We start from the raw sequence: 21452 nt of genomic DNA, 5'->3' as shown, positions 1-21452 counted from the left end.
CTACAAAATATAATAGGGGCACGACTCTCACGGAAATAACATCAAAATAAGTTCATGCCTGTTTTCTTTTTGCGAAAACGTTTTTTAGCGCGATTTACGTTAAGTCAGGTTAAACGACTTGCAAGGTTATGCGGTTGTATTAAATGTTTCACTTTTATGACGCTTAATGGATAGTACATATAGGATTTTTTAATTTAAGCACTTCCACAGCAATGATGATTAGTAGAGAATACAGCGTTTCTTATTAAAACGGTTTAATACAGTTTTTTAATATCCCCCGATTTTTATTGCGGGGATTTTTGTATGAATTATACATACCATCATGGGGCCTCTATGAAAAGTAACATGCCCGTTACACAAATTGAGTATGCACTTAACGATAAAGCGACGCTGCTCTCGACGACAGATAAAGAAAGTCATATTACCTACGCTAACACCGCTTTTATCGACGCCAGCGGATTTAACGAGCATCAGTTAATGGGCGAACCACATAATATTATTCGCCATCCTGACATGCCTCCCGCCGCGTTCGCCGATATGTGGTACACGCTACAGCAGGGAGACAGCTGGACGGGAATGGTGAAAAACCGGCGGCAGAATGGCGACCATTACTGGGTGCGAGCCAACGTGACACCGGTCTGGCATCATGAAAAACTCACCGGTTACATCTCGGTACGGACGGTTCCTTCGCGCGATGAAATAACGCAAAGCGAAAGCTTATATCAAAAAATAAATAGTCAGCAGTTTAAACACTTTCGCCTTTTTAAAGGCCTTGTCATTCGTCGTGGCATATTGTCATGGGTTTCTGCGTTTAAATGGCTGAGCATTAGCCAGCGAGTTAATTATAGTTTAGGGGTGGCTGCCCTGCTGGTGCTGTTATTAATTTTTATCCCCGTCCCCCTCTTTATTCAGGCAGGTGGGCTGTTGGTGCTTTTTCTGGCACTGGCTATTTACCTTAAGTATCAAATTTGTCAGCCAGTTAATACGCTACTGACGCAAATGAAAAAAGTGGTGTCGGGTCGTAAACCTGATAACTGTCATTTAAACAGGGTCGATGAGATCGGAATGTTGATGCGTCTGGTTAATCAGTCCGGGCTTAATTTGAATTCGCTGGTCGATGACGTCAGTACGCAACTATCCGGTATTCGCGCAATTAGCCAGCGGGTGTCAAAAGAAGGTACTGCGTTGCACAAACGTTCAGAAGAAACCTCCGCTGACCTGCAACAAACTGCTGCTGCCCTCGAAGAAATTGGCAGCGCGGTACAGCAAACCGCTGATACCGCAGCGCATACTATGACCATGGCCGATAAAACGAGCGCCAACGCGGCAGCAGGCGGCGATATCATGAAACAAACCATTGCCATGATGCAGGCAATCTCGCGTGATAATGGGCAGATTGTCGACATCATTGGCGTTATCGACAGCATTGCCTTTCAGACCAATATTTTGGCGCTCAATGCCGCGGTTGAAGCCGCACGAGCCGGGGAATCCGGGCGTGGATTCGCAGTTGTGGCGGCAGAAGTGCGCAATCTGGCGCAGCACTCAGCGTCCGCGGCAAAAGAGATTAAACAACTGATCGAGAAGAACGTCGCCAATGTTAACAGCGGCGTCAAAATGGTGGAAAAAACGGAAACGCATCTCACCGGCATAATTGGTGATGTCTTGCAGATGTCGATGATGATCAAAGATATTAGTCTGGCCACGCGAGAGCAAACCCAGGCGCTGGATCTGATTAACGATTCGATTTCACGCGTGGGCGCCATGACACACAATAACGCCGAAATGGTGGAGCGCGTCACTGACGCTACCGCCGATCTGACCCAGCGTTCATCACGCTTACAGCAGGCCGTTCAGGTCTTTGGCGCATCAGCATAACGTTACGGCGCTTACCGGGCGAATGTCTTGATAAGCGCACTCCTCTGGCTGGTTAAACGCCCCCTCTCTTTTATTGGCTGAATCGAGGCCACACCGCGCCAGTTCCGGCTGCACAAAAATGCTGCATTCTTGTTATCGGGGCTTTGCGCAAGTGAACAATTGAATGTAGGATGCTCGGCCGGCAGTTTTCCCCCCGTAACACAATGAAGGGTAACGCTGTTTTCGCCGCAGCAGGTGCGGCAAAAAGGATTTTGTATTTTTGTCAGGTCAACAGGAAAAGTAATGAACACACACAACACGCAAGCCGCGGAACAACATGCGGCGAAACGACGCTGGTTGAATGCTCACGAAGAGGGGTATCACAAAGCGATGGGGAATCGACAGGTACAAATGATCGCCATTGGCGGCGCGATTGGTACCGGGTTGTTTTTAGGGGCAGGCGCACGTTTGCAGATGGCTGGCCCCGCTTTGGCGCTGGTCTATCTGGTGTGCGGTATTTTTTCGTTCTTTATTCTTCGCGCGCTCGGCGAACTGGTTTTGCACCGCCCTTCCAGCGGTAGCTTTGTCTCCTACGCCCGCGAATTTTTAGGTGAGAAAGCTGCCTATGTGGCGGGCTGGATGTATTTCATCAACTGGGCGATGACCGGCATTGTCGATATCACCGCAGTTGCGCTGTATATGCATTACTGGGGCGCATTTGGCGACGTACCGCAGTGGGTGTTCGCCCTCGGGGCGCTGGCCATTGTCGGCACCATGAACATGATCGGTGTGAAGTGGTTCGCGGAGATGGAGTTTTGGTTTGCGCTGGTCAAAGTGCTGGCGATTGTAATTTTCCTGGTGGTGGGTACCGTTTTTTTAGGCAGCGGAAAACCGCTGGATGGTAACGCCACCGGTTTTCACCTGATAACCGACAACGGCGGATTTTTCCCGCATGGCCTGCTGCCAGCGCTGGTGCTGGTCCAGGGAGTCGTCTTCGCGTTTGCCTCCATCGAACTGGTCGGCACTGCCGCTGGTGAGTGCAAAGATCCGCAAACGATGGTGCCAAAAGCGATCAATAGCGTTATCTGGCGTATCGGTCTGTTCTACGTGGGTTCAGTGGTCCTGCTGGTTCTACTTCTGCCCTGGAACGCCTATCAGGCGGGACAAAGCCCGTTTGTCACCTTCTTCTCCAAACTTGGCGTGCCGTATATCGGCAGCATCATGAATATTGTGGTGCTCACCGCGGCGCTTTCCAGCCTGAACTCCGGCCTGTACTGCACTGGCCGTATTTTACGTTCCATGTCGATGGGCGGTTCCGCGCCAAAATTTATGGCTAAAATGAGCCGCCAACAGGTGCCATGGGCAGGGATCCTCGCCACGCTGGTCGTGTATGTCGTAGGGGTATTTCTGAACTATCTGGTGCCGTCGCAGGTGTTCGAGATCGTGCTTAACTTCGCCTCGCTGGGCATCATTGCGTCGTGGGGATTTATCATGGTTTGCCAGATGCGTCTGCGCCGGGCGATTAAAGAAGGTAAAACCGCAGACGTCAGTTTTAAACTGCCGGGTGCGCCGTTTACCTCGTGGCTCACGTTGCTGTTCCTGCTGAGTGTGCTGGTGCTGATGGCGTTTGATTATCCAAACGGCACTTATACTATCGCATCATTACCGTTAATTGCCATCCTGCTGGTTGCAGGCTGGTTCGGCGTGCGTAAACGCGTAGCGGAAATCCACCGCACCGCGCCGTAAGGATAACAAGGCCTGACAGGTTACCCCTTCAGGCCTTCTTTTTTAGTCTGCTTCAATGAGCTGCGCGACGTCGTTGCTGTTAATTTCCCGCGCATTCCCATCCTGATCGGTATAGCTGGTCATTCCCGTATCTTTATCCAGTTGTGGCTTACCCTGGGTGGTAATGGTTTGTCCGCTTTTGGTCGTCATAACGTAATTGGTCGTGCAGCCTGCCAACGTAAACAGCATTACGCCTGCACAAAGACACATAAATGGCTTTTTCATGGTATTCCCGCGTTATTTAGTTAGCCGTTGAGGGCGTAGTGTAAGTCCCTGAAGTTAGTCAGGCTACTGGCGGGGTGTAACGAGGCGTATCGTGAGGTTTAGAGAAATGACAGGAGGGGTTTCCCCCTCCGGTTAATTACAGCGCGATACGAATAACATCGTCCGGCTGGGTAGCTTCCTGCTCGCGGGTGGATTTCTGTTTCACGCTGACGTATAGCGTTTTACCGTCTGCGGAGAGCGCCAGGCTGTTCGGGAATGTTGGGGTCTCGAACGTTTTGACAACTTTGTAGCTTTTCGCGTCGATCACGCTTACTTTACCGGCCTGACGATGGGTTACATAGGCCTCGTTGCGCGCCGGGTTGAACAGCACGGCCAGAGATTCCGGCGCGGCGACTTTCGCCAGTACATTGCCGTTGCGGGTGTCGATAACCAGCACTTCCGCAGCCTTAGAGTCGGTAACAAATGCGCGGTTACCCGCCGTGTCCAGACTCAGGTTGATAAAGAAGTGCTCTTTTCCATCATCCAGCAGCTTTTTACGGCTGAGAATTTTGTTATTGGTGGTATCGATAGTGATGAATTCACCGTCCGCATTGGCGGTGTACAGGCGTTTAGCTTTGCTGTCGATAGCCAGAGCGGTGCTCATTTTGCCAGTATTTTGGATTGTGTCCTGAAGTTTGATCGTCTCACCGTCCACTACCCAAATTACGCTCTCTTTACCAATACCGCTAATGTATATCGTGTTGGTAGCATCATCGGCGACCAGCTCACGCGGTTGCAGCGGACGCACATCCTCAGAACGCTTACGCGCATCCAGCACCAGGCGCCCTTTCACCACTCCGGTTTTAGCATCCATCGCCGTCACCGCACTGTTTACCGTATTACCAAACCACAGCGTTTGCGTGGTGTTATTGATGGTGGCGCCAAACGGTTTGAGATCGTTATGGATAACCTGAGTCACTTCGAGCGTCACCGGGTCAAGACGGTAAACCACGCCGCCGGTATCCAGTTTGCGGCTCTGTGAGGTCGCCAGCCACAGCGCGTTCTCTTGCTGGCTGTATGCCATTTCATAGGCACCTTTGCCCACGGCTTTGCGCAGCAGTTCTTCTGCAGCCTGCGTAGTAAAAGATGATGCCACGAGCAGTGAACCTAACAGTAAAGAACCACGCAGGCGCGGCGAAAACAGATGACGTAAAGACATGACGACTCCCTTTGATAAATTCGTTTGTTACTGCTTCACATAGCTTCAATGAGCAAAATCATGGTTTTGCCTTTTTAAGAATGAGAATAGTAATCATTATTCATCGCAAAGTGGAGCACTTCTTCACATATTGACTACACTCCTTTTCATTGCCCGAAAAATTACCGCAATTCAGCAGCGCTAAAATTCATATTTTTTATAAAAAAATTCACATGCTTACCGTCCTTTTTCCGACGTCAGCATCCTAAACTGGCCTTATTCATGACGATTTTTTCAGCCCGCTATATTGTCTTTCCTGTTTCATTACTGCCTGTCTTTCTCTCGACTTTTGCCGCGGCAGAAAGTGAGCTAAACGAGCAAACGCTGATCGTTAGCGCGACGCCACAATCTGTTTCAGAACTGGATACGCCTGCTGCCGTCAGCGTCGTTGCCGGTGAAGATATGCGTCTGGCAACACCGCGCATTAACCTGTCCGAATCGCTGACCAGCGTCCCTGGGTTACAGGTGCAAAATCGGCAGAACTACGCGCAGGACCTCCAGTTGTCGATTCGCGGCTTTGGTTCAAGAACCACGTATGGCATCCGCGGCATTCGTATGTACGTAGACGGAATCCCAGCCACCATGCCGGATGGGCAAGGTCAAACATCCAATATCGATATCAGCAGCGTACAAAATATTGAAGTCCTGCGGGGGCCCTTCTCTGCGCTGTATGGTAATGCTTCCGGCGGTGTGATTAATGTCAGTACTGAAACAGGGCGTGAACCGCCAACCATTGAGGCCAGCAGCTATTACGGTAGTTTTGGCACCTGGCGCTACGGTGTAAAGGCCACAGGAGCACTGGGTGACGGTACTCAGCCAGGTGATGTGGATTACACCGTTTCAACTACACGATTTACTACCCACGGGTATCGTGATGACAGTAGTGCGCAAAAAAATCTGGCTAACGCCAGACTGGGAGTACGTGTTGATGACGTGAGTAAACTAACCCTGATTTTCAACAGCGTGGATATTAAGGCCGACGATCCCGGTGGCCTGACGAAGTCAGAATGGAATGCCAATCCGCAACAATCGCCCCGCGCGGAGCAATTCAATACGCGAAAAACTATCAAGCAGACCCAGGCGGGATTGCGCTATGAACGCCAGCTTAGCGCGCAGGATGATATCAGTGTCATGGCCTATGCAGGAGAGCGCGAAACCACCCAGTATCAGTCGATCCCAATGGACCCACAGTTAAATTCTTCTCATGCCGGCGGTGTCATCACCTTGCAACGTCATTATCAGGGGATAGATAACCGTTGGACTCACCGTGGCGAATTGGGGATTCCGGTGACGTTCACCACCGGAGTGAACTATGAAAACATGAGTGAAAACCGTAAAGGCTATAACAACTATCGTCTTGATAATGGTGTCCCAGAGTACGGTCAGAAAGGCGACCTGCGACGCAATGAACGTAACCTGATGTGGAACGTCGATCCCTATCTGCAAACCCAGTGGCAATTGACGGAGAAGCTTTCGCTGGATGCTGGCATTCGTTACAGTTCCGTGTGGTTTGATTCCAACGATCGCTACATTACGCCCGGTAACGGCGATGACAGCGGGGACGCCAGCTATCACCAATGGTTGCCTGCCGGATCGTTAAAGTATGCAATGACTGACGCCTGGAACGTCTATCTGGCTGCGGGGAGAGGATTTGAAACCCCCACGATTAACGAACTCTCCTACCGTTCCGATGGACAAAGCGGCATGAATTTTGGTTTACAGCCGTCCACGAATGACACCATTGAAATCGGCAGCAAAACGCGCATCGGCGATGGGCTGTTTACCGCGGCGCTCTTTCAGACCGATACCGATGACGAGATTGTGGTTGATAGTAACAACGGTGGTCGTACGACTTATAAAAACGCCGGAAAAACCCGCCGTCAGGGTGGCGAGCTATCCTGGGACCAACGCTTTGCCACAAACTGGCGCGTAAAAGCAACATGGACCTGGCTGGATGCAACCTATCGCAGCAACGTCTGTGGCGATCAAAACTGCAACGGCAACCGACTGCCCGGCATAGCGCAAAACATGGGATTTGCCTCACTGGGCTACGTGCCAGATGAAGGTTGGTATGCGGGATCAGATGTGCGTTATATGGGCGACATTATGGCCAATGATGAAAACACGGCGAAAGCCCCGTCATATACCGTAGTTGGCTTGAATACCGGCTATAAATTTTATTACAGCAGTCTCATGATCGACCTTTTCGGTCGGGTGGATAACCTGTTTGATAAGACCTATGCTGGGTCGGTGATTGTTAATGAAACAAGGGACAGATACTACGAACCGGCGCCAGGACGAAACTATGGCGTGGGTATTAATCTGGCCTGGCGTTTTGAATGATACTGGCGGGAATCGCTCCCGCCGGCACTCTTTACGCATCGTCTGCTACGCGAATAACTACCTTGCCGAAGTTTTTCCCGGTCAGCAAACCGATAAAGGTCTGCGGCGCATTCTCCAGACCGTCAGTGACCTGCTCACGGTAGTGGATTTTACCCTCTTTAATCCAACGCCCCATCTCCCGCTGAAACTCATGAATGCGGTGACCATAATCCTGACCAATAATAAACCCCTGCATCCGGATACGCTTTTTCAGTAAGGTTGCCATCAGCAACGGTAATCGGTCAGGGCCGGTCGGAAGCGATGTCGCGTTGTAACCGCTGACCAGTCCACAAAGCGGTATGCGCGCAGAGGTATTGAGTAACGGCAGTACGGCGTCAAACACCTTACCGCCCACGTTCTCGTAGTAAATATCAATCCCCTGTGGACATGCTTTTGCCAGTTGTTGCGCAAAATCTTGCGCATGGTGATCGAGACAAACATCAAAGCCCAGCACTTCGGTGGCATGCCGACATTTCTCTGCCCCGCCCGCCACACCGATCACCCGACACCCTTTGAGCTTACCAATCTGTCCAACCGTTGCGCCCACCGGGCCAGTTGCAGCGGCGACAACCAGCGTTTCCCCGGCTTTCGGCTGGCCGATGTCCAGCAAGCCCATATAGGCGGTAAATCCCGGCATTCCCAAAACACCCAGCGCCCAGGAAGGATGTTCAGGATTATCGCCAAGCTTCACCAGTCCGTTACCGTCTGAAATGTCATAGTCCTGCCAACCACTATAGCTCAGCACCCATTCGCCTGGCTGGTAATCAGGATGGTTAGAGGAAACCACGCGGCTCACCGTGCCGCCAACCATCACGCCGCCAATTTCAACGGGAGGCGAGTAAGACGGTTCATCGCTCATGCGCCCACGCATGTAAGGATCGAGAGAAAGGAAAACGGTGCGCAGCAAAACCTGACCTTCTCCCGGCGTTGCGACTTCATCTTCTTCAAGACGGAAGTTATCCGGGATTGGCGCGCCATGCGGGCGGGAAGCCAGTACCCAGCGGCGATTACGATTAGTCTGTTGACCCATGATGTGCTCCTCTGCTTTTAGCATGAATCCATCAATAGTAGCAGCCTGCGCCAGCATTTAGCTCACGACATGGTTTAATCGCACAACCAGGTAAACGCAGGTTTGCGCGGTTTCATTGATAAACCGACAGTCATTCGGCGGGCCCAGCTCCAGACAATCGCCTGCTTTCATTTCATGACGCACATCGCCTTCCACAAAGACTAACTCCCCTTGCTGTAGCCAGATAAGCTGTCTGGCCTGCACGTAGGAGGATGCTGGCATTGGGATATCGCTTCCGGCGGGCAATTCGATCTGTACCAGGTCGATGGGTAGATCGCTACGCGGTGAAACATGACGTCGCAGATAGTGGCTTTGCGGGTCGTGCCAGACGGGCTGGTCAGCGAGGCGCAGCAACTTGCCCTCCTGCATTTCGGCCCGCGCAATCAGCATCGACATGCTGATTCCAAACGCCCCGGAGAGTCTGCCCAGCAGCGTGGCCGTGGGGCTGCTCTCACCGCGCTCTATTTTATGGATCATTGCCCGCGACACGCCTGCGCGCTCGGCGAGTTCCGTCAGAGACCAGCCGCGAGATTCTCGTTCAAGGCGAATTCTTGCACCGATCCGTTGATTTATGCTGTCTTCAATAGTATTCATATTGTAATACTATAGTGAACAAGCCCTGAGGTTCAACATGTCAATTAGATTTGCCAGCAAAGCAGACTGCGCCGCTATTGCTGAAATTTATAACCACGCGGTACTGCATACGGCGGCTATCTGGAACGATCAAACGGTCGATGCCGAAAACCGTATCGCGTGGTACGAAGCACGCCAGTTGGTGGGGTATCCCGTGCTGGTAAGTGAAGAAAACGGCGTGGTCACCGGATATGCTTCGTTCGGCGACTGGCGCAACTTTGACGGATTTCGTTATACCGTTGAACATTCGGTGTATGTCCATCCCGATCATCAGGGCAAGGGCCTGGGACGAGCGCTGCTCAGCCGACTGATAGAAGAAGCGCGCGCGTGCGGAAAACATGTGATGGTGGCGGGGATTGAGTCTCAGAATCAGGCGTCGCTGCATTTGCACAGTACGCTGGGATTTAAGATCACGGCACAAATGCCGCAGGTTGGCACCAAATTTGGTCGCTGGTTGGATCTGACCTTTATGCAGTTACAGTTAGACGATCGTCGCGATCCGGATGCCGGCAGATGAATCAGACGCTGACCCTCTCCTTTCTGATTGCCGCAGGTATTGGTCTGGTGGTGCAAAATACCTTAATGGTGCGTATTACGCAGACCTCCTCGACGATCCTGATTGCCATGCTGCTGAACTCACTGGTTGGGATTGTACTGTTTGTCAGCATTCTGTGGTTTAAGCAAGGCGCTGCGGGGTTTGGCGAACTGGTCTCCAGCGTGCGCTGGTGGACGCTGATCCCCGGTTTGCTGGGGTCTTTTTTTGTTTTTGCCAGTATCAGCGGCTATCAAAATGTGGGGGCTGCCACCACGATTGCGGTACTGGTCGCCAGCCAGTTAATTGGCGGACTGGTGCTGGATATTCTGCGCAGTCATGGCGTACCGATACGTGCGCTGGTGGGGCCAGTTTGCGGCGCGGTGCTGCTGGTCGTCGGGGCCTGGCTGGTAGCGAGACGCTCTTTTTAACTGCCTGATAGCGCTTGCCTTATCAGGCCGACAGAACTTATCCGGCCTGAATATACAGGCCGGATAACAGCAATAACGAATTAAAGGATTGTGCCGCCTTTGGTTAACTGTTCGCGACGGGCTTCCATATCCTCTTTATGCTGACGGCCATGATGTGCGATAGCCGTACGCAAACGCTGTTGCTGGGTGTAGCGATCTTCCCGGCTCAGCGCGACATCATCGCTGAGTTCAATCAGCAATTCATTCATATGCGTAATGACGCTCTCTTCAATGGCGGCATCAACTCGTGCGCTGACCTCATCCAGATGCGACATAACCTCTCCTTAACTCATTAATTTAATTTTGCTTTTGAAAAATCACTGCCCATCAGGCTGACGCTGTATCCGCTGACGTTGCTGCGCGTGGCATAGAACGTTTTACCATTTGCCAGGGCTATCCACGGAGCCTGCTGGTAGAAAATCTCTTGCGACTGCTGGTAAAGCGCGGCGCGTTCTTCAGGTTTGCTCACCAGTTTCGCCTTTTGAACCAGAGAATTATACTCTTTATCGCACCAGCGCGCGGCGTTAGATCCGGTTTTAATGCTGTCGCAGCCCAGCAGTACATCGGCAAAGTTATCCGGATCGCCGTTGTCTGACATCCAGCCGAACAGCGCGGTGTCATGCTCGCCTTTGCGCATTCCGGAGAGATATTCGCCCCACTCGTACGACACTATTTTTGCCTTCACGCCGACTTTTGCCCAATCGCTCTGGATCATCTCGGCAATACGTCTGGAGTTGGGGTTGTATGGACGCTGAACCGGCATTGACCACAGCGTCGCTTCAAATCCCTTTTCCAGCCCAGCCTGTTTGAGCAGATCTTTCGCTTTTTGCGGGTCGTAAGCATAATCTTTTAGATCTTTATTGAACCCCATCATATTCGGTGGAATCGGCGATTTTGCCACCGTTCCGGACCCCAAAAAGACGGCGTTAATAATGGCTTTTTTATCGGTCGCATAGTTCAACGCCTGACGCACTAATACGTTATCAAACGGTTTTTTCTCGGTATTAAACGCCAGATACCCGACGTTCAGCGCTTCAACCGAATGCAGCGTCAAATCTTTATTCTTGTTGATCTCGTCAAACTGTATTGGCGCAGGTGCTGGGATAATCTGGCATTCGTTAGTTTGCAGTTTTGCCAGTCTGGTCTGTACATTTGGTGTGATCGAGAATATCAGGTGCTTCGTTGGAACGGTGCCATCCCAGTAATTCGGGTTGGCCAGGTAACGGATTTGAGAATCCTGCTTGTACTGCTGCAACACATATGGCCCGGTGCCAATCGGCCAGTTATCAACGTTTTCCGGGGTGCCTTTTTTCAGCATCGCGTCGGCATATTCCGCAGAGAGAATGGAAGCGAAATCCATCCCCCAGTCGGCAAGAAACGCGGCGTTAGGTTCATTCAGCACAAACTGAACGTGATAATCATCCACCTTCTTCACTTCTTTGATCAGTTTATCCAGACCGACATCGTTAAAGTATTCGTAGCTGCCCTGAGAAACCTTGTGGTACGGATGATCGGCATCTTTCTGGCGTAATACCGAGAAAACCACGTCATCGGCGTTGAAGTCGCGGGTGGGTTTAAAGAATTTATTACTGTTGAACTTTACCCCCTGACGCAGAGTAAACGTGTAAGTCTTCCCATCGGGAGAAATTGTCCAGTCCGTTGCCAAAGACGGTATTGGGGTATTCTTTACCGGATCAAAGTTGATAAGTCGGTTATAGAGCACCTGAGAACTGGCCACAAATGAGGGACCGGAACTGGCGATTTGCGGGTTAAATGACTCCGGCGATGCTTCAGAGCAATAGATGATGGTGTCCGTGCTGGCCGCGAACGCTGCGCCTGACGGTAAGACAGCGCTGAGCGCCAGCGCGAGTAACGTTTTCCTTGCAATCATGGTTATAAGCCTTCTTATTTTATTATTAACCGGAATATCAGAGCATAGCTGACAAAAACTGACCAATAACAAATCACTATCAGGTTATTCTAATCCGGTGGTTTTCGCTGAATAATTCATCACCACAAGCGAATTAATTTCCCTTAAGTCTTTTTCAAAACGTCAAGATTTTTCCCGACACTCTATGCCATGAAAATTAGCCCCTTTTTGCCTCTCTTTCGCCGTTTGCTCGTTTTTATAAAACGTAAAGTAGATGTGTGAAGAAGTCTAAGGGGTAACAACGTGGCAAAAACTCTCTTGCGCAGCGGCAATTTGGATGACTATCAGGCCGTGGGTGGCGGTGGTCAGGCCGTGTTTGATTCAGCACTGCAAATTCGTGAAACGCTTCGTTTGCGTAAACAGCAGGCGATGGTGGATTGTCTGGCGATCCCACAAATTAACGATAACGGCGATCGGGTTGACTGGTATTCCCCGGTTGAAGGAAAAGCCGTTGCATGGAAAACCGCTGATGAAGAGGCACGTTTTCGTGCGCTGCGCTATCTGGGGAGCACGCTGGAAAATGCGGCGGCACTGAGCCGTAAAAGCCTGCAATCGGGAAAAACCTCCCTCCAGCTGTTTGGTTCATTGCTCGAAAAAGCCATCCAGTTTCCTGGCGAGAACCACGTGTTTCTGGTTGATGGCAAACCCGTCATTACGTTCTGGGGCTTCGTCAATCTGAATGAAAATCCCCGCGACGATGTGCTCGATTGCCTGCGCCTTGCTGATATTCCATCTGTTGTCACTGTGACAGAGCCTGACCCGAAAGAAGAGACTTCACCTGAAATCACCTTCACTGAGGCCGATGCCCCTTTACTGACGCCAATCGTTGAACCGCCAAAACCGGTTGAACCTGAACCACAACCGTTGGTCATGATTAACGAACCGGAAGTCACAACGCCACCGGTACAGGTGAAGCCCGCACGTCGCCTGCCGCTGTGGAGTCTGCCCGTTGCCGCTGTAATTATCGCAGCCATTGTCGGACCGCTGCTGTGGAAACAACATGCCGTTATCCCTACCCCCTCAGTCGCCCCCATTGCCGTCGCTAAAGCAGACATGACGCCTTTGCCGGAATTGACCTCTGCACTGCCGTTGCATCGGGCTGAAGTCATTCCGGCTGCGAAAAAAGAGAAACCTGGCGCAGGACCGGTGGTGATTGCCGCTATTCCCAAAGATGCGCTGGTAATGGATGCCAGCCAGATGAAGGCAGGAACGACGCGTTTCCTCAACGGTAACTGGCGCGTCATCGTCGACGTGAAAGATCCGGTCAGCGGCAAAGCGCCGTCGCTGCGCTATCAGATCCAGACGAATAAAGGCACTGCACGCGTAGTGCATGGCGACAATATTGTTTGTCGTGCCGAGATTTTCTCTGGTTTGCATCAGTCGGGCGAATTAATGATTAAGAGTCGCGGCAATGCCCGTTGCACGGATGGCTCACGTTATCCGATGCCTGAAATTACCTGCAAAGCGGGAACCAATGACGTCGCCGCCTGTACCGCACGATATGACGATCACGCGGAAATCCCTCTGACGATCAAAAAGATAGGTGCCTGATTTTATGTTGGTGAATCTGTGTGACTACAAACAGAGCGTGACGCTCATCGCCAATAGCGGTGTGCAATTTCTGGATTTTGGCCTGACGCCGCAGGAGTCTGCACATCATGGCCGCTTTGTGCGCAAAACGGCCAACGGTCCCCTGCTACGGCTGGACTTCGATCTGACAACGGGACGCTATACCTTGCCGGGCAGCACCGGCGGTCAGCCCGAAGTGGTGAAGCCGGAAAGCACCCAGACGCTGCATTATTCTCTGGACGTGCTCGACGGCGTCTGGCTACCGCTGCCGTTCCTGCGCTTTAATCCGCCGCGTACGTTTGTTGAAGGCCCGGATAACTGGGCGCGTGTACAGGTACGAAAACTGGCACAACCTGACAGCGCGGGCAACACCCACCGCATTACCCTGGCGCTGGACAGCCAGCTCACTGAAAATGCCCCGGCAGCGTTAACCCCTAACGAAAATGACCTGCTTAACGGTACGCGATTTGCACTGGCCTGGCATGACAACGAAATTGCCGATTTCCTCGACCAGACCTGGATTGACGGCTGGCTGCGCGAATCCTTTATGCACCATGCCACTCAGCACGAGAACCGCTCAGAACATGAGATCCAGCAGGCGCTGCGTAACTTTGAATATCAGGCGCACTGGTTAAATTTGTTAACCCTGTTAGGCGAACAGCTTTCCATTCCGGAAGTCAAGCTGGTCACACATACACTCAGCACACCGGCAATTCCCGTTGATCTGATTCTGGATATTGGTAATACCCATACCTGCGGCGTCCTGATTGAGGATCACGGCGATGCCAATGATGGACTGCGCCAGACCGCTGAATTACAGGTGCGGTCATTAAGCGAGCCGCAGTTTCTTAACGATCCGCTATTCACCAGCCGACTGGAGTTTTCCGAAGCGCGGTTCGGTAAACAGCACTTTTCCGTTGAGAGCGGTCGTGATGACGCCTTTATCTGGCCGTCGATTGTTCGCGTGGGCGATGAAGCCCGCAAGCTGGCGATGCAACGTATGGGTACGGAAGGCAGCAGCGGGATCTCCAGCCCGCGCCGTTATCTGTGGGATGAAACGCCTGTGCTGCATGACTGGCGCTTTAGCCAGATGAATGGCAAAACCCAGCGCGAACCGCTGGCTACCGCCTTCCCGCTGATGAATCTAATGAATGATGACGGACAACCGCTGTTCAGCCTGCCGCAGGATGACCGTCTGCCGGTGTTCTCACCGCAATACAGCCGCAGCACGTTGATGACGCATATGCTGTGTGAGATCCTGGCTCAGGCACTGGGTCAAATTAACAGCGTGGCGACGCGTTTGCGCCTCGGTTTCCCGGCCTCTCCTCGCCAGTTGCGCACATTGATCCTGACCCTGCCATCAGCGATGCCAAAACAGGAGCGCGAGATTTTCCGCCTGCGTATGTTTGAAGCCATTGCACTGGTCTGGAAAGCGATGGGCTGGCACCCGCAGGATGAAGACTTCACCACCCGCAAGCAGCAGGAAAAGAGCGTGGTTCCCGTCCCTGAGATTCAGATGGAATGGGATGAGGCCAGCTGCGGTCAGTTGGTGTGGCTGTATAACGAGGCGATTTCCCACTACGATGGCCATACCGAATCGTTTTTTAATGCCCTTTCCCGTCCGGACCGTCTGCCGGAACCAGGTGAGATAAAAGGCCGTGCGCTGCGCGTGGCATCCATCGATATTGGCGGTGGCACAACGGATATGGCCGTCGTCCATTATCAGCTTGATGACGGCGTTGGTGCGAACGTCAAGATCACTCCACATTTGCTGTTTCGCGAAGGGTTTAAGGTCGCGGGCGATGACATGCTGCTGGACGTGATTCAGCGTTGCGTGCTACCTGCCCTGCAAACCCGCTTGCAGCAGGCTGGCGTGACCGACGCCGCTGCATTACTGGCTACGCTGTTTGGCGATTCCGGGCGCATCGATACTCAGGCAATTCTGCGTCAGCAAACGGCATTACAACTCTTTATGCCGCTCGGTCATGCGGTGCTCTCCGCTTGGGAACAAAGCGATATTAACGATCCGGTAGCCGGGCTGCATGCTACCTTTGGCGAGCTGCTTAGCCAGCAACCCACGCGTAACGTGATGAACTATATCCAACAGGCTATCGATCATGCGTTGCCCTCTGGTTCACCAGCGTTTGATGTTTTGAGCGTGCCGTTACAGGTGCAGTTCAGGCAGTTACAAGAAGCGTTACTGGCGGGGAAATTTACCCTGACCTCGCCGCTGCACGCGGTCTGTGAGGCTATTTCACATTATCGTTGCGACATTTTATTAGTGACCGGCAGACCCGCCTGTTTACCGGGCGTACAGGCGTTGATCCGCCATCTTCAACCCGTTCCGGTTAATCGTATGATCTGGATGGATAACTATCGGGTCCACGAGTGGTATCCGTTCAGTCAGCAAGGGCGGATTGGCAACCCCAAATCCACCGCAGCAGTCGGCGCAATGCTATGCAGCCTGGCACTGGATCTGCGTTTACCGCGCTTCAATTTTAAAGCTGCCGATATCGGCGCTTATTCGACCGTACGTTATCTTGGTGTGCTGGATAATACGGTCAACACGCTGCGCGATGAGAACATCTGGTATCACGATATCGATCTGGATAAACCCGGCGCGAAGCTGGATACCCGTTTGCACTTCCCGCTGCGCGGCAATGTGACGTTAGGTTTCCGCCAACTGGCAAACAGCCGATGGCCTGCCACGCCGCTGTATACGCTGAGCATAAATTCTGCCGAACTGGCAAAAAGCATCGCCGGAGATGGCGTATTAAATGTACGGCTGCAGTTACGTGGCGGCAGCAAAGAGAGCGGCCCGGAATGCTTCGTACTCAGCGATGCCTGGTTACAGGATGGCACCCCCGTTGCCGCGAATGCCTTAACGTTAAAACTGAATACGCTGGCGGATCGTCGCCATAGCGGTAGCCATTACTGGATTGATAGCGGGAGCGTGTACCTGAAATGAGTAAGATGTTAAACACCGCGCAGGCCGCCATCGAGTGGGTAACAGAGTCCCGCCAGCATTCGGTTCGTCTTGATGATGAGGCGGATGCCCTGCTGACACAACTTACGTTAGCCACGGTTAATGAATCTGCGCTGACGGCGACCTTTTCAGCACGAGGCTGTGTTGGGTTATACGGGCATTCACAATCAGCAAAAGCGCATCTGCTCGCGGCATTGTGCAGCAATGCCAACGGCAAAATGAACATCGTGACCCCGGATCGCAGTTTTGATTATTTTTCGCATATTAATCCGGGGCATGCACCGACCAATATGGCGATTCGCTTTACGCGTGAAGATAATCTGCTGAATAGCGAATGGCCGTTGCGCTTACGCTTACTCAGTGAAGCCGAACTGGTACAGCTGTTTATCACGCAGTTCTGTGCGCTCCCGGACAACCGCCAGGTTGAGAAATCGATTATTGAAGCGCGCCTGGAAAAATGGCAAACGCTGCGTCAGCGTCATCCGGTGCAAGGTATTACTGCTCAGGATGTCGCGACAATCGGTCGTTTCTGGCGCTCCTGCGTACCGGCTAACCAACAGCAAATTGACGATGCGCTATGGCATCAGTTTGCCACGCTGCTGCCCGCTCTGGATCTGACGACCCGGGCAAACGCCTGGGCATTATTGTGGGGAGAACAACCAGAGCTAACGCAACAGTGGCTGGCGTTGGCGCATACGTTGCAACAAACCGGGAACGCGCAAGAACTGGCGGCTCCGCTGAGCCTGCTGGTTGATCATTTTGGCTTACCTGCCGAAAGTTTTCTCACTCAGGCGGCATTGCATGGGAGTGAAGCGCAAAGTGATGTAGTCGTTCATCCGATTGAAAATCATCAGTTGCTCAATGCGGTCAGTCTCTCGCAAACCTCGCTGGCACTGCTGACGCGCGAGCTGGTCCTGACGGTGGAAGATACTGTGCTGGAGAATGTCGACCTGCTCGATATTCCCCTCGCCCCGGATGCTCATTCCCATCCGCTGTGGCAGGCAAAATTAGGCTGGATGCTGGAGCATTATCGCCAGCATCTGCAACCGGATGTGCTCCTAATCTGCAACGCGGTATCTACCCGCGCCCAGACGCCAACCATTACCCGCAAGCTACTGGGCTGGGTCAACGATACGCAACCCGTACATGACGCCGCATTACCGGGCGTAGTCTGGGCCATTACCCCACAGGATGCGCGTTTTAGCACCCAGCAAAACCTGGATGAGTCAGTACAGCAATTAATGGGCAAACCGGGACTGCACTGGGGGACGCTACAGGCGCTGGATAACCACAGCTTACAACGCCTTGTCGAATGGCTGACTCAGGCGACTTCACCACAACAGCGTCAGGCCAGGCTGACCTCTCTGCGCGAACAGCACCAACAGCGCATCCGCGAAACGCTGATGAGTTGGATTAACACCCGTGATAATGAGTCAGGTAGCAGCGAGTCGGTGATCCGCCAGTTACAATCCCAGGCGGCAAAACATGGGGAACTCCTGGAGGGTTTACTGCCGCCAATGCGCCTCTTTGAGTCTCTTCTGCGTGTTCATCAGCCGCGTGAGGAACAGGTGAACGGGTTATTTAATGAAGAGATCGACCTGTTTGCTGAAGTGCGTGACATGCCGCACTCGCAGGAAAGTAAAGAAACTGGATACCAGGCACACAAAATGTGGGTTAATCACGTGCGCCAGTGGTGCCGCGATGAAAATAATGCGCGCCGTTTAGGCCTCGATCCTCGTACGCTAAGGCAGGTGGCTGATATCCTCGTTACCACCAGCTATCGCCTGGATATGCCGCAACGCTTACAGCATATTATGCAGCGTGAAAACGTCTGTGCAGCGCAGCTACATGCCGATATTGGGGATTTTATTACCTGGCTTGGATTTACCAACGTTGCTGAGGAACAGCGCCCTGCCAGCAGGATCCAAAAAGGCGCGGCTATTTTTAGCGCGCCAAAGCAACAACCAATGTCGCGCCTGGCCAAACTGGAAGAACAGCCTTCGCACGGTGCAAGTCGCTACGTTTACGACTGGCTGGTTGCTTTGTATACACGCGCGAATGAGAACGTGGGGTATCAGCACCCACAGGATGTCACGGAAGCCGACAAAAAACGTTTAGATACCCTACTTTCCGTCTGAAACGGCCTCATCAGAAAAGTGAAAACATCAGCGCGACGGGGAAGCTCATTGGCCAGGTCGCCCCGACTAATACCGCGCTGAGAAAGCGGATCCGCTTTTTATCGCGGGACAAAAACCAGGTGATGATTGCCGTGATAGCGGCCATCACTGCATAAAAGACCAACATTTTTTGGTACAGAGACATGTAAGCCATCCAGGCCAGAAGGTAAAATCGCGCGCAATATGCTCTTTTTCATGACTCACATCAAGTTTTATTAATTATTTTAAGAGAAACAGCGGTAAAACAACCCGTTTTCATTATGTTCAGATTTCGTACTATTGCGGATAGTTATAACCCGTACTATACCCATAGGGGTTAAAACGAAAGGTGGCACAAATGAATGTTTCCAGTAAAACTGTGGTGCTGATAAATATATTTGCTGCTGTAGGACTATTCAGTCTGATTTCCGCAAGGTTCGGCTGGTTTGCTTGATGTGAAACTTCTTGATTAATGGCAGCGTCCACTGGCAGAGAGGACTTATCTCTGCCATTAGTCAATAATCTTCCCACCCTGCCTTCATCTGGTAAATTACCCTCAGGTTGTAATATCCCTAACCCTTCTGCGGCATTAATTACCTGTAAAGCGGGCCGGTGTGGTACCAGTGTGCTGACGGAAAAATGCGATAAAAGCACTGTCACTGACAAATTCCAGATGTTGCGCCGCGTGGCTAATATGACTCCCGTCCGCCAGCATTTCCATGGCCTTTAACAGTCTAAATTGCTGCCGCCAGTTCTGATAATTCATCCCGGTATCTCTGATAAAGATCCGGCTGATTGTCCTCTCACACGCCCCAACCTGTTGGGACAACTGATTCAGTCGCGGTGGTAACGCGCCCATACGCAATTGCTCAAGCCATATGTCCAGCCGTGGATCTGAGGGAAATTGTAATGTCCAGTTTTCACTGCGCGCGGCCCGCAATTCCTGACAAAAAACGGTGATGAGGCTGGCCTGTTGCACCGCAGGCATATCCCATGACCAAAAGGCCATGCGTTCTATGACTTCGAAAAAAAGAGAATTAACCTCGACGATTTGCATTGGCAGATTGGATAACGGCAGCGAGGTTGAAAAGTACAAAGAACGATAAGCCATTACGCCACGCATGATGGCGCGATGAACCGTACCAGCCGGGATCCAGACCGCTCGGCGTGGCGGCAGCTGGCACAGGGCCTGCTCCAGCTCAATCGTGATGCTCCCCGCAGCCGAAAAAAGGAGCTGATGACGAAGGTGGCTATGGCGTCCTGAATCGTGTACGCCCATATCGGCGGCAATCCCGATTACCGGGTTATCAAAGCTATCCGCATCGAAAATTTCATCGGGGGCAATTTTCATTATCTGTCCGATTTTTGATATTTAAAGTCCTGCTAATAGTAATAAGACACACCCCTTTCAGCAATAATGCCCGCCTGTTTTCGGTCTCTACGGATATTGCTATGAATATTCTTCGTCGCCCGCCGCTGTGGCTCCTTACTCTACTGATTATGTTCCCACAACTGGTGGAAACCATTTACAGCCCGGCATTGCCTGGCATAGCCAGCGCTTTTCACATCAGCAGTGAACGTGCGGCTCAAACACTCTCCGTTTACTTTGTTGCCTTCGCCGTCGGTGTGACGATATGGGGCTGGCTGAGCGACAGTATCGGGCGACGGCGGGCGATGCTGGCAGGACTTATCTGCTACAGCACAGGTTGCGCATTGGCCATTGTTGCCACCAATTTCAACGTGTTGCTACTGGCGCGGATGGTGTCAGCCATCGGAGCGGCTGCCGGGTCAGTCGTGGTACAGACCATGTTGAGGGACAGTTATGAATCAACCACGCTATCCCGCGTCTTTTCTGTGATGGGTGCCGCGCTGGCACTGAGTCCGGTTTTTGGCCTGCTAAGCGGAGGCTGGGTGGTAAGCTTCTATGGTCATGTTGGTGTATTCGTTGCCCTTGTTTTACTGGCGATATTACTGCTCATACTGACAGCAACCCTTTTGCCGGAAACAAGGCCGGAGAATACGGTCCGCCCACGGATGACGGTGCTCTTTCCCCGTATGGCGCGGGACGGTGAGCTGTGGAAAAATGCCATCCTGGTCGCGTTGTTAAATACCATGCTGTTTAGTTATTACAGCCTGGCGCCATTTCTTTTCGGGCAGTTGGGATGGAGTTCCAGAGCCTTTGGCTGGACAGGAGTGTTACTTGCGCTGGCTTCGCTGTCGGGGAGCCTGCTGAATCGGCGGCTGTTAACTACCGGTCTGACGCCGGAACAGTTGGTACGTCATGCTTGCGCGCTGGCCGTGTTGTCAGGTCTGGCGGCGTGGTGGCTACAGCATACTGCATGGATCCTGATACCGGTGTTTGGGGTGGTACTGGCCTATGGTATCGCCATTCCCAATGTATTGAGCCAGGCTCTGCGTCGATATCGTGAACAGGCCGGGGCCGCCGGTGCTTTGTTCGGGTTAAGCTATTACCTGTTACTGGGAATGATGCTGGGATTGGCTGGCATGGTGCAACAACTGGGGCTGGTGCTGAGCGTCTGTGCGCTACTAGCCTGGCTTTGCAGCTTGCGCCGCTAATGCCATGCTTAAATTACGGAGCCCCAACCTGCTGTCGGGGCTTCGTT

18 protein-coding genes are annotated in these 21452 nt (G+C 52.3%); 10 read left to right on the top strand and 8 right to left on the bottom strand.

Translation table 11 applies throughout. From position 1 onward, the window contains the following. The first annotated feature begins 333 nt into the window (after positions 1-333). Both FDW96_RS08040 and ansP read left to right on the top strand, forming a co-directional pair. Positions 334-1875: a PAS domain-containing methyl-accepting chemotaxis protein gene (locus FDW96_RS08040; RefSeq protein WP_137365496.1), complete on the top strand. Its 1542-nt coding sequence runs from the start codon at positions 334-336 to the stop codon at positions 1873-1875. 282 nt (positions 1876-2157) lie between these two features. Then, complete coding sequence (ansP, locus tag FDW96_RS08035) at positions 2158-3600, top strand: L-asparagine permease (protein WP_038640693.1); 1443 nt, start codon at positions 2158-2160, stop codon at positions 3598-3600. A 42-nt stretch (positions 3601-3642) separates the two neighbouring features. Here ansP and FDW96_RS08030 read toward each other — a convergent pair whose 3' ends face one another. After that, on the bottom strand, positions 3643-3864 hold the full coding sequence (locus tag FDW96_RS08030; RefSeq protein WP_137350234.1) for a YgdI/YgdR family lipoprotein: 222 nt from the start codon (positions 3862-3864) through the stop codon (positions 3643-3645). 136 nt (positions 3865-4000) lie between these two features. Then, positions 4001-5062 carry a YncE family protein gene (locus FDW96_RS08025; RefSeq protein ID WP_137365495.1) on the bottom strand — a complete coding sequence of 354 codons (1062 nt, stop codon included), beginning with the start codon at positions 5060-5062 and terminating at the stop codon, positions 4001-4003. Between the two features lie 261 nt (positions 5063-5323). On the opposite strand from FDW96_RS08025, the gene pqqU reads away from it, so the two are divergent. After that, entirely contained in the window at positions 5324-7444 is a 2121-nt protein-coding gene (pqqU, locus tag FDW96_RS08020; RefSeq protein WP_137365494.1) for a TonB-dependent receptor PqqU, read from the top strand. A gap of 31 nt (positions 7445-7475) precedes the next feature. Here the strand turns inward: pqqU and FDW96_RS08015 are convergent, their stop codons facing one another. Both FDW96_RS08015 and FDW96_RS08010 read right to left on the bottom strand, forming a co-directional pair. Continuing rightward, positions 7476-8513 (bottom strand): NADP-dependent oxidoreductase, encoded by a 1038-nt coding sequence (locus FDW96_RS08015; RefSeq protein WP_061388458.1) that lies wholly within the window; start codon positions 8511-8513, stop codon positions 7476-7478. A gap of 57 nt (positions 8514-8570) precedes the next feature. Next, positions 8571-9146, bottom strand: coding sequence for an XRE family transcriptional regulator (locus tag FDW96_RS08010; protein ID WP_042308292.1), 576 nt, complete (start codon positions 9144-9146; stop codon positions 8571-8573). A 37-nt stretch (positions 9147-9183) separates the two neighbouring features. On the opposite strand from FDW96_RS08010, the gene mddA reads away from it, so the two are divergent. Further along, complete coding sequence (gene mddA, locus FDW96_RS08005; protein ID WP_137365493.1) at positions 9184-9702, top strand: L-methionine sulfoximine/L-methionine sulfone acetyltransferase; 519 nt, start codon at positions 9184-9186, stop codon at positions 9700-9702. After that, positions 9699-10148, top strand: a complete 450-nt coding sequence (locus FDW96_RS08000; protein ID WP_137365492.1) for a DMT family transporter — start codon at positions 9699-9701, stop codon at positions 10146-10148. Before mddA ends, FDW96_RS08000 begins: the two co-directional genes overlap by 4 nt. 80 nt (positions 10149-10228) lie before the next feature. Here the strand turns inward: FDW96_RS08000 and FDW96_RS07995 are convergent, their stop codons facing one another. Further along, positions 10229-10462, bottom strand: a complete 234-nt coding sequence (locus FDW96_RS07995) for a YdcY family protein (protein WP_003020183.1) — start codon at positions 10460-10462, stop codon at positions 10229-10231. A 17-nt stretch (positions 10463-10479) separates the two neighbouring features. Continuing rightward, complete coding sequence (locus FDW96_RS07990) at positions 10480-12078, bottom strand: ABC transporter substrate-binding protein (protein WP_137365491.1); 1599 nt, start codon at positions 12076-12078, stop codon at positions 10480-10482. Between the two features lie 282 nt (positions 12079-12360). Here FDW96_RS07990 and FDW96_RS07985 point away from each other — a divergent pair, with 282 nt between their 5' ends. The 3 genes from FDW96_RS07985 to FDW96_RS07975 are packed head-to-tail and all read left to right on the top strand — an operon-like array spanning position 12361 to position 18810. Beyond that, positions 12361-13668, top strand: a complete 1308-nt coding sequence (locus FDW96_RS07985) for an SrfA family protein (protein ID WP_137365490.1) — start codon at positions 12361-12363, stop codon at positions 13666-13668. Between the two features lie 4 nt (positions 13669-13672). Further along, the gene (locus FDW96_RS07980; protein ID WP_042308529.1) at positions 13673-16654 is read left to right on the top strand and encodes a virulence factor SrfB; all 2982 of its coding nucleotides are present in this window, start codon (positions 13673-13675) and stop codon (positions 16652-16654) included. After that, positions 16651-18810 (top strand): virulence factor SrfC family protein, encoded by a 2160-nt coding sequence (locus tag FDW96_RS07975; protein WP_137365489.1) that lies wholly within the window; start codon positions 16651-16653, stop codon positions 18808-18810. The genes FDW96_RS07980 and FDW96_RS07975 overlap by 4 nt, the downstream gene beginning before the upstream one ends. Positions 18811-18820: 10 nt before the next feature. Here the strand turns inward: FDW96_RS07975 and FDW96_RS07970 are convergent, their stop codons facing one another. Further along, a complete protein-coding gene (locus FDW96_RS07970) occupies positions 18821-18994 on the bottom strand; it encodes a GhoT/OrtT family toxin (protein WP_016153148.1) in 174 nt (57 codons plus the stop codon). A gap of 192 nt (positions 18995-19186) precedes the next feature. Here FDW96_RS07970 and yncL point away from each other — a divergent pair, with 192 nt between their 5' ends. Beyond that, positions 19187-19282: a stress response membrane protein YncL gene (gene yncL, locus FDW96_RS07965; RefSeq protein WP_071524268.1), complete on the top strand. Its 96-nt coding sequence runs from the start codon at positions 19187-19189 to the stop codon at positions 19280-19282. Between the two features lie 135 nt (positions 19283-19417). Here yncL and FDW96_RS07960 read toward each other — a convergent pair whose 3' ends face one another. After that, positions 19418-20179, bottom strand: a complete 762-nt coding sequence (locus FDW96_RS07960) for a helix-turn-helix domain-containing protein (protein ID WP_137350241.1) — start codon at positions 20177-20179, stop codon at positions 19418-19420. Between the two features lie 101 nt (positions 20180-20280). On the opposite strand from FDW96_RS07960, the gene FDW96_RS07955 reads away from it, so the two are divergent. Continuing rightward, positions 20281-21405, top strand: coding sequence for a multidrug effflux MFS transporter (locus FDW96_RS07955; protein WP_137365488.1), 1125 nt, complete (start codon positions 20281-20283; stop codon positions 21403-21405). Positions 21406-21452: the final 47 nt, after the last annotated feature.

It is taken from the genome of Citrobacter sp. TBCS-15, assembly GCF_005280815.1.
GTDB lineage: Bacteria > Pseudomonadota > Gammaproteobacteria > Enterobacterales > Enterobacteriaceae > Citrobacter > Citrobacter werkmanii.
Note: the sequence above shows the minus strand (reverse complement) of the source record. Positions and strands in the feature narration are given on the sequence as shown.

What these genes read in the sequence shown, in the direction of transcription:
- FDW96_RS08000 (WP_137365492.1), top strand. Translation starts at nt 9,699, where the DNA reads ATGAATCAGACGCTGACCCTCTCCTTTCTGATTGCCGCAGGTATTGGT.
- mddA (WP_137365493.1), top strand. Translation starts at nt 9,184, where the DNA reads ATGTCAATTAGATTTGCCAGCAAAGCAGACTGCGCCGCTATTGCTGAA.
- FDW96_RS07995 (WP_003020183.1), bottom strand. Translation starts at nt 10,462, where the DNA reads ATGTCGCATCTGGATGAGGTCAGCGCACGAGTTGATGCCGCCATTGAA.
- pqqU (WP_137365494.1), top strand. Translation starts at nt 5,324, where the DNA reads ATGACGATTTTTTCAGCCCGCTATATTGTCTTTCCTGTTTCATTACTG.
- FDW96_RS08010 (WP_042308292.1), bottom strand. Translation starts at nt 9,146, where the DNA reads ATGAATACTATTGAAGACAGCATAAATCAACGGATCGGTGCAAGAATT.
- FDW96_RS08030 (WP_137350234.1), bottom strand. Translation starts at nt 3,864, where the DNA reads ATGAAAAAGCCATTTATGTGTCTTTGTGCAGGCGTAATGCTGTTTACG.
- yncL (WP_071524268.1), top strand. Translation starts at nt 19,187, where the DNA reads ATGAATGTTTCCAGTAAAACTGTGGTGCTGATAAATATATTTGCTGCT.
- FDW96_RS08015 (WP_061388458.1), bottom strand. Translation starts at nt 8,513, where the DNA reads ATGGGTCAACAGACTAATCGTAATCGCCGCTGGGTACTGGCTTCCCGC.
- FDW96_RS08025 (WP_137365495.1), bottom strand. Translation starts at nt 5,062, where the DNA reads ATGTCTTTACGTCATCTGTTTTCGCCGCGCCTGCGTGGTTCTTTACTG.
- FDW96_RS07980 (WP_042308529.1), top strand. Translation starts at nt 13,673, where the DNA reads ATGTTGGTGAATCTGTGTGACTACAAACAGAGCGTGACGCTCATCGCC.
- FDW96_RS07960 (WP_137350241.1), bottom strand. Translation starts at nt 20,179, where the DNA reads ATGAAAATTGCCCCCGATGAAATTTTCGATGCGGATAGCTTTGATAAC.
- ansP (WP_038640693.1), top strand. Translation starts at nt 2,158, where the DNA reads ATGAACACACACAACACGCAAGCCGCGGAACAACATGCGGCGAAACGA.
- FDW96_RS07955 (WP_137365488.1), top strand. Translation starts at nt 20,281, where the DNA reads ATGAATATTCTTCGTCGCCCGCCGCTGTGGCTCCTTACTCTACTGATT.
- FDW96_RS07970 (WP_016153148.1), bottom strand. Translation starts at nt 18,994, where the DNA reads ATGTCTCTGTACCAAAAAATGTTGGTCTTTTATGCAGTGATGGCCGCT.
- FDW96_RS07990 (WP_137365491.1), bottom strand. Translation starts at nt 12,078, where the DNA reads ATGATTGCAAGGAAAACGTTACTCGCGCTGGCGCTCAGCGCTGTCTTA.
- FDW96_RS07975 (WP_137365489.1), top strand. Translation starts at nt 16,651, where the DNA reads ATGAGTAAGATGTTAAACACCGCGCAGGCCGCCATCGAGTGGGTAACA.
- FDW96_RS08040 (WP_137365496.1), top strand. Translation starts at nt 334, where the DNA reads ATGAAAAGTAACATGCCCGTTACACAAATTGAGTATGCACTTAACGAT.